Source organism: Nguyenibacter vanlangensis, from assembly GCF_013376155.1.
GTDB classification, from domain to species: domain Bacteria; phylum Pseudomonadota; class Alphaproteobacteria; order Acetobacterales; family Acetobacteraceae; genus Gluconacetobacter; species Gluconacetobacter vanlangensis.
Genome location: NZ_JABXXP010000561.1, coordinates 1 through 1,874, shown reverse-complemented (window position 1 = coordinate 1,874; position 1,874 = coordinate 1). Strand labels below are relative to the sequence as shown.

At 70.1% G+C, this 1,874-nt stretch carries 1 protein-coding gene and 1 pseudogene; one reads left to right on the top strand and one right to left on the bottom strand.

Translation table 11 applies throughout. The features are described 5' to 3' along the window. Positions 1-233: pseudogene (locus HUK84_RS16650) on the bottom strand (hypothetical protein); the annotation flags it as partial. Positions 234-300: 67 nt separating this feature from the next. Here HUK84_RS16650 and HUK84_RS16645 point away from each other — a divergent pair. Continuing rightward, positions 301-1,874, top strand: a 1,574-nt coding sequence (locus HUK84_RS16645) for a polysaccharide biosynthesis protein (RefSeq protein ID WP_374729380.1), incomplete at its 3' end; no start/stop codon positions are given.

Here is a 1,874-nt window from a genome sequence, read left to right as displayed (position 1 = left end):
GCGACCGGCACCGCCGCGACGAACGCCAGCACGATGCCGATCCCGCCGCCCTTCGGCGTGGGACGGGTGTGCGAACTGCGATGTCCCGGATGATCGATCACCCCCAGCCGCATCGCGCCCGCCACCATCAGCGCGGCGGCGGCCCAGGTCGCGGCCAGCAGAACGACGAAGGGTCCGGCGGCCAGGGCCGGAACTGTTGGATCGATGGGGTGACCGATGGGGGGATTGCTCATCAGGGGGCGGTTTTTGTCGTCATGGCTGCTTCTAGCATGCAAGTAGCTGGGCTATATGGGCGGGACAATGGCCACGCAATGCCCTGATACCCGGCTGTCCGCTGACAGGCTGCGCCCGGTCAACCGCATCGCCGTCAACATGATGCTCGATGGCGGGCTCGGCGCGCTCTCGGCGCCGCTGGCCCGCTGGTTGGCCGATCCGCATGGTGGCCTGCTGCACCCGCTCTGGTTCCTCGCGGGCGGGGCGATCACGTTCCTGCTCAGCAGCCTGCCGTTCCGCGTGCCGCTGCAATATTGGCGGTTCTCCGGCGTCGGCGACCTGCTGGGCATCGCCGGGGCGTCGTTTGCCAGCGCCGCCCTGTTCGCGCTGGGCCTGCACCTGACCGGTTTTCCGATCCCCACGCCGACCTTTCCCGTCATCCATGGCCTGGTGCTTCTGGTCTGCATGGGCGGGGCGCGAATCGTCTACCGGGTCAGCTATCGCCGCGCGACCCGCCGCCAGGCGAGCAGCCAGGTCATCCTGATCGGCTCGGACAATGCCGCCGACCTGCTCATCCGCGCCGTCGAACGAGACCCCGACCCGCCGTTCCGCATCGCCGGCATCCTGACGCAGGGACGGGGCCAGGCCGGGCGGCGCATCCACGGCGTCCCGATCCTGGGCCATGTCGACACGCTGGATGCGGTCCTGTCCCGGCTGCGCCCGGACACGCTGGTCCCGCACCGCCTGGTCGTCACCGACGCCGATTTCCGGGGCGAGGATCTGGCCGCCGTGCTGGAAGTCGCCGAACGGCGCGGGCTGGTGGTCCAGCGCGCGCCGGTATTGACCGATCTGGCCCCCGCCAACCGGCTCGAACTCCGCCCCGTCGCCATCGAGGACCTGCTCAACCGCCCGCAGGTCACGCTGGATCACGAAGGCATGGCGGCCCTGCTGCGCGGCCGCACCGTGATGGTGACCGGGGCAGGGGGCTCGATCGGATCGGAACTGACCCGCCAGATCGCACAATATGCGCCCGGCCGCCTGCTGCTGCTCGATCACGGCGAATTCGCGCTGTGGCAGATCGACCTGGAACTGTCCGAACGCTTCCCCGCGGTCCGGCGCGAAACGATCCTGGCCGATATCCGCGACCGCGAACGGATCGAACAGGTCTTCGCCCGCCATCGGCCTGAGCTGGTCTTTCACGCGGCCGCGCTCAAGCACGTGCCGATGGTCGAGGCCAATCCGTGCGAGGGCATGCTGACCAACGTGATCGGCACCCGCATCGTCGCCGACGCCGCCGCCCGCCATGGCGCCCGCGCGCTGGTGATGATCTCGACCGACAAGGCGGTCAATCCCTCCAGCCTGATGGGCGCGTCCAAGCGCGCGGCCGAAATGTACTGCCAGGCGCTCGACGTCCTGGCCCGCGCGGGCGACGCGCCGGATGCGATGCGCTGCGTCACCGTGCGGTTCGGCAACGTGCTGGGCTCGACGGGCTCGGTGGTGCCGGTTTTCCGCCGCCAGCTCGAACGCGGCGGACCGCTTACCGTCACCCATCCGGACATGCAACGCTATTTCATGACGGTGTCCGAGGCCGTGGGCCTGGTCCTGCAGGCCAGCGTCCGCGGCACCATCCGCGCCCGGGCCGGCAGCGGCACCGACGCCCT